This is a genomic window from Hyalangium sp., assembly GCF_035629615.1.
GTDB lineage: Bacteria > Myxococcota > Myxococcia > Myxococcales > Myxococcaceae > Hyalangium.
Window position 1 is genome coordinate 1 of record NZ_DASPHO010000640.1, and the last position, 8,594, is coordinate 8,594.

The following is an 8,594-nucleotide window of genomic DNA, read 5'->3' on the forward strand; positions in this document are numbered from 1 at the left end:
GTCCCCAGGAGGAAGCACCCCGAAGGCGTCACCTCCAGCATCCGCACGTAGTCAGGGCGCGGCGTCGGGTTCAGCCGGTCCGGAGTCCCCGTGGGCTCGGGCTTGAGGGTCGCCGCCGAGAGCTCCCATCGCCCCACCAGCTCCTTCGGAGGGCTGCCAGGGCCTTCCACCGTGAAGCCCTCGCACGGCTGCGGCTTCTCCTTCTCCGGGCTCCGGGGTGCCGGCTCGAAGGCGCGCTGACACGTCGCCCCACACGCACGCGCCGAGCAGGTGGTGTCATCCGGTGCACAGCCCGCTCGCGCGGTACACACCCGAAGCCGGTTGAGCGCCTCTTCGCACCCCTTGCGCAGGCACTGCTCCATGCAGCTCGAGTCGATGCACTCGGCGACACAGACCCAGTTGGTCGTTCCGCACACCCCACCGCCCAGGGTGCGCGGCTTGCTGGCAACGGCCTGGGCCGAGGCGGAGGCCACCCAGCCCAGCATCATGAGGACGAAGAGCGCGCGTGACACCCGAGCAAGCTAATCCTCGTCAGTTGAAGCGCCAACGCCAGGAGGTGACATCCTCCAGCGCCGGCAGCTCCAGCTCGAGGCGGAGCGCCTGGTTCTGGGTGAAGCCGCGGGAGTCCACGCGCAGCAACATCAGCGGGGCGGGGTTCTGCCCCCGCAGGGGCGAGACGGAGAAGGACGTGTCCTCGTCGAAGGCCGCCCGGTAGAAGACACAGAAGCCATCGAGCCGCCCCTCCCGCTGCACGGGCCGCGAGTACTGGACGTAGCGTGGCAGCTCTCCGAGCTTCACCGTCTCCAGATTGAAGGTGAACACGGGCTCGGGCTCGCACAGCAGGTGGGACACCTCGTAGGAGCGGATGAGCCGCGTGAAGTACGAGGGGCTCATGGCCTCGCGCAGCGTCTGGAGGCAGCTGAAGTCCACGCTGGGCAGGCGCTGGCTCCAGATGAAGGGAAGGCAGGCCTCGTCCCGGAGCTGGACGGGCTCGATGAACAGCTCGAAGCGGTGCGGGAGGATGCGCCCACCGGGCCGCAAGAGCCGCGTCCGCAGATCCACCAGCGTTGACACCAGGCCCCTGTCGAAGAGTGCGGGCCCCATCTGCTCGTGGAGCAGCACATCCACCTTCTTCTCGGCGGGCGTGAAGCGCCGGGGCTCCTCCCGCACGAAGTCGATGATGTCGGACAAGCCGTGGCGGCGGGCCACCCACCGCGCCGTGTCCAGGTGGCGCGAGGGATCCACCGCGTACAGCTTGCGGGGGGCCCGGTGAGCCGCCAGGAGCGTCCTCAGCCCGGTTCCCGTCCCCACATCCATGACCACCTGCCCGGGCCGCACGTACCGCCCGATGGCCTGGCGGTAGACCTCCACCCGCTCGAAGTCCGCGAGCGCCGGGTCATGCGGCGCGGGGCTCGACAGCGTCAGGCTGTTGGGCAGCACCTGCCGCAGCGTGTTGACGACGGGGTGGTTGCGCAGCCGCGACTGCAGATCGAACAGCGCCTGCCGTGGCAGGTCGAGAAGGTTCACCATGGAACGAAGCCCCCCGGGCTTTCAGCCCTGTTCCGGAGCGGCAGAGAGGCCCTTACTTCCCTGCCTCCGGAGGGTGCCATGCTCTGCACGGGGGAGCGCTCCGGCCATGGGACTGCGGGACGAAGCGAGCATCCACCCGTGGACACTGCTCCCATCTCTACCAGTAAAACGAGCTAAACTAGAAATAACTGGACAACCTCTTCTGACTCCTGGCTCACTGCGCGAAGCAATCGGCCCCTTGCTCAGGAGAGAGCCTATGAACACGGTACGGCGTTTCCACGCAGCGCTTCTCGTCTCGGTCGCCACGCTGCTGGGAGTCAGCGGCAGCGCGCTCGCGGATGGCACGAACCCGTACCACCTGGAGGCGAACGTCGTCAGCCCGTTCGACTTCACGGGGGTCGTCACCTCGCCCGCGCCGTACCACCACGTCGTCTATGGCGGGGACACGTCCTTCGATGTGGCGATCCAGGGCATGTCGACAGGCGGGCAGAAGGTCTGGTTCGACGTGCGGCCCGTCAGCCCGGCCACCGGCATCCGCGGGGTGATCCTCTCGGGGGGCGCCAACGCGCGCAAACCGGCCTGCGCCAACGGCAACCCGTCCTCGGGCGGGTATGTCGTGCAGGTGGAGGTGCAGGCCCTCCACAACGGCAGCTGGACGCCCATCGGCTGGGTCAAGTACGCCCACGTGGACAACATCAACGTGAACAACGGCGCCGTCATCAGCAACGCCTTCTCGTTCGCCACCGCCTCCTGGAACTTCGATGGGCGGTGCTCGACCGGGCCGCACATCCACATGGAGCCCTACAACTACCGGCACTACTCCTGCTACACGAACCGCAGCCCCTTCGCGTACTACGACATTCTGGCGCGCGTGGGCGGAGGCCGGCTCAGCTCGCAGCACTGCCCCTAGGTTGAGAGGCAACCCTGGGTTGCGCGCAGGACTGGCGAAGCAGCTGGACAGCACGGAGGTCGGCGTCTCCGGGTCCCTCATGCGGCTGCGCCAGCGCCAGCTGTTGCCCGAGGGTGTGGAGTTGAGCGCTGAAGCACTGACGGGCTCCTACGCGTGAGGTAGGCTGTGATGAGGTGACCGCAGCGGTCCCTCTCACCTCTCCGAGGCACGCCATGGACAGCTCGTCTCCGCTCACCCTCCACCCGGCCATACTGTCTCCGGGCACGGAGGTCGGTGCCTGGCGCATCGAGGGCTGGGCCGGACGTGGCGTCTATGGCGCCGTCTACCGCGCCGTCCCCCTGCAGGACGAGCAGGCCTCCCTTGTGGCCCTCAAGCTGGCCCTGCTGCCTGAGGACCCTCGCTTCCCCCGCGAGGTGGAGCTGCTCTCCCGCCTTGACGACCCCAGCATCCCTCGCCTGCTGGACCATGGCTCCTGGCCCTCTCCTTCCGGCACGCGCCACCCCTTCCTCGTCATGCAGTGGGTGGACGGCGTGCCTCTGTACGACGGGGCCCGGCGCCACCCGCCCTCTCCCGCTCAGGTGCGGCGCTGGCTGGCCCAGCTCGCTCACGCCCTCGCGGCGCTCCATGCGCAAGGGCTCGTCCATCGAGACGTGAAAGGCGACAACGTGCTGGTGCGCCGCTCCGATGGCCGAGCCATGCTCATGGACTTCGGCTCGGGCATCTACCCAGGTGCCGCCACCCTCACGCCTCCCATGTGGTTTCCGGGCACTCCGGCCTATCGCTCCCCGGAGTCCTGGCTCTTCGAGCTGCGGTTCTACAGAGACGCCACCGCTCGCTACCTCCCCTCTCCGGCCGATGATCTCTACGCCCTGGGGGTCACCGCTTGCAGGCTCCTCACCGGCGAGTACCCGGAGCTGGCCGACCCCTCCCAGGATGAGGACGGCCTCTGGCACCTGAATGCCATGATTCCTCCTCCCGCGCTCCTGAGCAGCCCCCAGGTGGAGCCCGCTCTGCGCGCCCTCATTCTGCGCCTGTTCTCGGTGCACCCCGAGCAACGCGGCACCGCGGCGCAGCTGGCCGAGGAGCTGGCGCAGGAGACACCCTTCTTCGTCCCGGAGAGCCCTCTGCCGAGCGTTGCCAGGCAGGCCCCTCCGCTCGTGCCACGTCCACCAAAGGAGTCCGCTGAAGCACCCGCTCCCAAGCCCTACGCGCGAGTCCCGTTGCAGGAGGTTCGGGAACCGCTCACTGTGCAGTCTTCCGTGGCGACGAGCTCCGCAGAGTCCTTCAGGTCTCGAGTCCCTGCTTGGCGTGGGTGGCCCTGGCTCGCCTTGGCAGCAGCGGGTCTGGCGCTGGCCGTGTGGGCGTGGCCGGAGGTTCCTGGCGAAGCTCTGGCAGAGCTCTCCCTCGCATGCGTTTCAGCCTCAGAGGTGGGCGAGAACGATGCTGGGACCCGGGGACTTGGAGAAGTGGCAGCGGCCGTCTCCATGGAGCAAGCGCCCTCTCGCTCACACCGGGAGACGATCGCAGAGGATGTCCCTCCCAAGCCACTGCCTGGACAAACGCGGCCCAATGAGAAGGGGCGTTGCCCTCTCAAGTGGCAGATCTCCCTCAATGGGGGGTGCTGGGTGAGGTTCTCTCAAGAGCGCGAAGCTTGCGATCACCTCAGCGGACAGCTGTTCAAGGGACTCTGCTACGTGCCCATCATCCCTCCTGGACGCAGCCCCACCTCCAGTCCCGTGTACAAGCCCTGAGGCGCACGATCTGACCCAGACACCCAGAGGAACGAATCCATGAAACGCTCCACACCCAAGCGCAGTCCTTCCGTTTCTGTGAAGAAGAAGAGCGCTCCGGCAAATGAGATCGACGAGTTCCTCGCCAAGGTGCCGGAACCGGCGCGGACCACGCTTGAAAAGCTGCGCACGACCATCAGGGCCGCCGCACCCAAGGCCACCGAAGGGCTCAGCTACCAGGTTCCGGCCTTCCTCTATCTTGGACCGCTCGTGAGCTTTGGCGCGGCCGCGAAGCACTGCGCCCTCTACGTCATGAGCGGAACCGCGTTGGAGTCGTACAAGGACGAGCTGAGCGCTTACGACACCTCCAAGGGGACGGTCCGCTTCCCGGCCGACAAGCCTCTGCCCGTCGCCCTCGTGAAGAAGCTCGTCAAGGCGCGCATCGCAGAGAACGAGGCGAGAGCGCTGCTCAAGGCCGGCAAGTCGAAGCCGAGCACCCGGAGTCCCCCGCAAAAGAAATCCCGGTAGACTCCCTCCGTGAGCGGGAGTTCCATGGACGAGTGGAAGGTGCGGGTCCTGCACATCTCCGACCTGCACGAGCGCGGCCCGCGCGAGAACGAGCCGTTTCGCAGGCGGCGCGTCCTCGGGGAGGCGTGGAAGCGCAACCTGGACGATCTGCTCGAAGACGGAGGCATCGACCTGGTGTGCTTCACCGGCGACGTGGCCGACTGGGGCAAGCCGGAAGAGTACGGGCCGGCCACCGACTTCATCGAGTCCTTGCTCCAGCGGCTCTCCCTGCCTCTCGAGCGCCTCTTCCTCGTCCCGGGCAATCACGACATCGACCGGAAGAAGGGCGAGACAGCCTGGGCGGAGCTGCGAGGAGGCAAGGACTCTGAGGGCAAGGAGCGGAAGGGAAAGCTCTCCCGTGTGCCTCGGCTCGACCTGTCGCGATGGATGGCCGGAGGGGGGCCTCCGCTGGGACTGGAGGGTGTGTCGCGAGAGGAGCTCCTCTCCCGGCAGAGTGCATACCGGGAGTGGGTGAGCACGCGGCTTGGGCGCAAGGAGCTGGTTCCGGCCGAGAAGGCACCCCACCCGTTCCTCGGCTACCGCCAGACGCTTCGGCTGCCCGGCCATCCCTTCGACATCCACCTCGTGGGGCTGGACTCCGCGTGGCTCGCTGGGGATGACAACGACAGTGGGAAGCTGCTCCTCACCACGGATCAGGTCGGGCGGCTGACCACGGACAAGGGCGAGCCCCTTCCGGGCTTTCGCCTGGCCCTCGTCCACCACCCGCTGTTTGAGCTCGCCGACAGGGACGACTGCCAGCGGCTGCTCGCGGACAACGTGGACCTGCTCCTGCGTGGCCACCTCCATGACGAGGCGGTGGACACCTGGGAAGATCCGAACCGGACCTCGCGCCAGCTCGCTGCAGGCTGCCTCTATGAAGGACATCAGGCCGACGAGTGGCCCAATGCCTGTCATGTGATCACGGCTACGCTCGACGCTCAGGGACGTCCGCTCCGCCACGAGCTGCGATTCCGGAGCTGGTCACGCCGCGGCCACTGGCACGACGACAACAGCCTCTATCAGGGGACAAGGGACGGCAGGCTCGGGTGGTGGATCCGCCAGCCCGCGCTCCCGCCCTCACTCCCGCCTACTGCTCTCTTCGTCGGTCGTGAGGCGGAGCTGGACCAGTTGCAAGCGGCGCTCTTGCCCGCGGAGCGGCGTCCTGTGGCCATCTGCGCGGTCAACGGCATGCCGGGTGTTGGCAAGTCCTACCTGGCGGCCCGCTTCGCGCAGCTCTACGAGAAGGACTTCCCGGGAGGATGCGCACGATTGGTGCTCAACCCGCTCGCGCTTCCCAGCGTGGAGGTGCTTCTGGGCGAGCTGGGGACTCGGCTCGAGTTGCCTGCTGGAGCACGGTTGGCGGAGCGTTGTCGGGAGCGGCTTCTGCGCCCGCTCTCGCTGCTCATCGTGGAGAACGTGGATTCGCGTGAGGCCACGGATGTGGCAGTGCGACTCGCCACGTTGCTCCAGGGGTGCCCCATCCTCGTCACGGGCCGGTACCAGGGATTCTCCGAGGCAGGAGGGTGGACACGGGTCGAGGTGCGGACGCTCGATGAGCCCACCGCCCTCCAGTTGCTCCAGCAGGAGTTGGGCCCCGAGGCATCCAGGCTCGAGCAAGCACACGCCCAGACACTGGTGCGTGCGCTGGGGTACCTCCCGCTGGCATTACACTTGGCGACAGGCCACCTCCGCACCTCGCACTCCGCGGAGAGCTTCCTCGCGCTCTTGAGGAAGAAGGGTCTCGCGCTGGAGCCGGCCCACCGCAACGACCCGTTGTTCATGGAGAACCAGGCAAGAGCCATCATCCGTCACACCTTCGAGCTGTCCCTGGAGTTGCTGCGGCGCCAGCTCGGCGTCAGCGACGAGGCCGAGCGGTTGTTCGCGGGACTCCCTGCTCTCGGCCATGCCCCCTTGTCCGGCTTTGGCCAGAGCCTCGGTGCCACGATCGCAGGGCTCACCGAGCAGGAGTTCCGGGAGCTGGCCGCCGCCGCGACTTCCCTCTCGCTCCTCAGCCGGGTTCCGCTTCAGGAGCGGAAGGACGATGCCTGGCGTGTCCACCCGCTCCTCGCGGAGCTGCTACGCACCCACCCCGGAGCCGCCCCGGGCCTGGAAAGGGTGACCCAGTGGTTCGTTGAGCGGCTCCCCGGGCTGCCTTCTGGCGAGGAGCAGAAGCAGGGCGAAAAGTGGAAGGAAATTCATCGTGAAAGCAATGCCCTGGTGGATTGGTTGCTGCAAGTCCCGGAGAAGGATCGTGCCCGGGTAGAGCGTGCAGGGGTGAGATTCGCCATCAATCAAGGTCCGTTCCCTGCTTGGGTGGATTTCTGCGAGCGCGCGTTGAAGGGTTCACTTACCTCCACGGAGCGATCTAACTTCCTCTGGACGCTCGGCAACGTGGCCATGCGTTCGGGAGCGCTGGATCGAGCGCTCGCGGTGGCGGGGGAAAAAGGTACGCTCGACCAAGTGCGCCAGGAGCCACGCGAGGCGGCTCTGGCAGCGGGGCTGCGTGCCGACATCCTCCAGGCCCGCGGTCAGCTGGACGAGGCCCTTCGCATTCGCCAGCAGGAGCAGCTTCCCGTCTTCGAGCGCCTGGGCGACGTGCGCTCGCGCGCGGTCACCCTGGGGCAGGTGGCCGACATCCTCCAGGACCGCGGTCAGCTGGACGAGGCCCTTCGCATTCGCCAAGAGGAAGAGCTTCCCGTCTACGAGCGCCTGGGCGACGTGCGCTCGCGCGCGGTCACCTTGTTCAAGGTGGCGAGGATCTTCCAGGCTCAGGGCAAACTCGACGAGGCCCTGGGCATGCTTCAGCAACAGGTGCTTCCCGTCTTCGAGCGCCTGGGCGCTGCACGGGAGCGAGAAACCACGCAGCGGGAAATCGCCGATCTCCTCCGAGCCCGTAAATCCTGAGTTCCTCGCCGGCCCTTCGTTGGGCTCGGGTTGGCTGGGTCTACGGCAGTCTCCGCCCGTGGACGGTCCGTCCACGCCCACGGACTGAAGGCCCGCCTTCGCACTCGTGCAACCGCCGGTTCTCTCGGCGCCCCGGGTTGGCGCGCAGTCTGCATTCCCTCCCCGTGCGGCCCGTACCTGGCGCACAGGAGAAATCAACCATGCTGCATGAAACCAAGTTCCGAGACATTTCCGAGACCATGACGTTGATGGAGGTGCATGACGAGTTCTGCCAGCTCCTCCTCAACGAAAACTCCAACCACTACCGCATGGGGTTGCTCTACAACCATGTGGTGAAGCAGAAGCTGGCGGAGAAGGCCAACTACAAGAATGCGCTGGACTACTTCGCCAAGAACATCAAGGCCGTGTCGCGCTCGACCCTGCTCATGTACGGCGCAGTGGCCCGAGCGTTCAGCGAGAACGTGACGGCCGAGTTCGGCGTCACCCGGTTGAACCTGCTGCTCACCTATAAGGAGGTGGCCGACATCCCGGTGAACAACGCCGAGCCGGGCGTCACCTCCATTGAGGTGCCGGCCAGCGACGGCACCGCGGCGCCGAAGCTGTTCCGGGAGTGCACCGTGGAGGAGCTGCGCCATGCCATCCAGCGCAAGCGCAAGCCGACCTCCAGCAAGCCCCTTCCCCCCGAGGTGCTGGCCGAGGTGGAGGATTACCGCGAGGCCGTGATCGATCGCTTCCCGGAGGAGGCTCCCGTCCACGTGGAGGCGCGCAATCACAAGGGCATGGTGCTCATCACCTTCAAGGACATCCCCTTGGCCCAGCTGGACGGACTCGCAGAGATCCTCATGAACCGCGTCTATTCCTTCCAGGAGGTGGCTGAGGCGACCGCAGTGGGTTGACGGACCCTGTAGAGCGGCGCCGTGTCGGCAGTGGAAGGTGCAGCGCGGCGCCGCACT

Annotated in this window: 7 protein-coding genes and 1 pseudogene; 6 read left to right on the forward strand and 2 right to left on the reverse strand. The window is 67.0% G+C overall.

Translation table 11 applies throughout. The features are described 5' to 3' along the window. Together VD972_RS32805 and VD972_RS32810 are read right to left on the reverse strand one after the other, a co-directional pair. Window positions 1-512, reverse strand: a pseudogene (locus VD972_RS32805) (hypothetical protein); the annotation flags it as partial. Between the two features lie 19 nt (window positions 513-531). Beyond that, complete coding sequence (locus tag VD972_RS32810; RefSeq protein WP_324992734.1) at window positions 532-1,530, reverse strand: class I SAM-dependent methyltransferase; 999 nt, start codon at window positions 1,528-1,530, stop codon at window positions 532-534. 256 nt (window positions 1,531-1,786) lie between these two features. Here VD972_RS32810 and VD972_RS32815 point away from each other — a divergent pair, with 256 nt between their 5' ends. From VD972_RS32815 to VD972_RS32840, 6 genes are all read left to right on the forward strand, one after another. Further along, window positions 1,787-2,440: a hypothetical protein gene (locus VD972_RS32815; RefSeq protein WP_324992735.1), complete on the forward strand. Its 654-nt coding sequence runs from the start codon at window positions 1,787-1,789 to the stop codon at window positions 2,438-2,440. 19 nt (window positions 2,441-2,459) lie between these two features. Continuing rightward, window positions 2,460-2,597, forward strand: a complete 138-nt coding sequence (locus VD972_RS32820; protein WP_324992736.1) for a hypothetical protein — start codon at window positions 2,460-2,462, stop codon at window positions 2,595-2,597. Between the two features lie 55 nt (window positions 2,598-2,652). Continuing rightward, window positions 2,653-4,191 (forward strand): serine/threonine-protein kinase, encoded by a 1,539-nt coding sequence (locus tag VD972_RS32825; RefSeq protein WP_324992737.1) that lies wholly within the window; start codon window positions 2,653-2,655, stop codon window positions 4,189-4,191. A 39-nt stretch (window positions 4,192-4,230) separates the two neighbouring features. Beyond that, complete coding sequence (locus tag VD972_RS32830) at window positions 4,231-4,698, forward strand: DUF1801 domain-containing protein (protein ID WP_324992738.1); 468 nt, start codon at window positions 4,231-4,233, stop codon at window positions 4,696-4,698. 24 nt (window positions 4,699-4,722) lie between these two features. After that, entirely contained in the window at window positions 4,723-7,641 is a 2,919-nt protein-coding gene (locus VD972_RS32835) for a metallophosphoesterase (protein ID WP_324992739.1), read from the forward strand. Between the two features lie 200 nt (window positions 7,642-7,841). Continuing rightward, window positions 7,842-8,537 carry a hypothetical protein gene (locus tag VD972_RS32840; protein WP_324992740.1) on the forward strand — a complete coding sequence of 232 codons (696 nt, stop codon included), beginning with the start codon at window positions 7,842-7,844 and terminating at the stop codon, window positions 8,535-8,537. The last annotated feature ends 57 nt before the right edge of the window (window positions 8,538-8,594 follow it).